Source organism: Rhodococcus sp. P4_F3_2, assembly GCF_056401335.1.
Map to the genome: position 1 here is coordinate 1 of NZ_JBFUJN010000230.1, position 424 is coordinate 424.

Genomic DNA, 424 nt, shown 5'->3' on the forward strand with positions numbered 1-424 from the left:
GGATAATGTACTTAAGTACGGAATTTCTTTCTCATCCATTTTTTTATAACCATCTTTTTCAGCAATTCTATTATAAATATCAAGTGCTAGAAGTTTAGTGTTTACAATCGTTCCATTGAAATTAAAAAGTATAACTTTATTCATATAATTCTCCTCGAGTTCTTTATATTTTTGTAGAACACTCGTTTTGTTTATAGTATCAAACTACTATTCGATTTCAAATAGAACAGAGTGCCTTTAATTTACATTTGTTTACAACGTTTTTAGAGATTCATTAGACCTAAATATTTTCTTTTTATTTACATAAAAATGTATATTATTCTTTATATACCTCTATTTTCCATAAAGTGAAGTCCTAAAGTAATATTATTCCTTAGAAAATCCAAATAAATATTCCAATTATTAATAACACACCAATTAAAGG

The 424-nt window shown here is 24.5% G+C and carries 1 protein-coding gene; it reads right to left on the bottom strand.

What is annotated here, in order from left to right; genetic code table 11:
• The coding region (locus AC1DWA_RS33535; protein WP_477917830.1) for an HAD hydrolase-like protein at nt 1–144 on the bottom strand (144 nt) is incomplete at its 3' end.
• Nucleotides 145–424 lie beyond the last annotated feature (280 nt).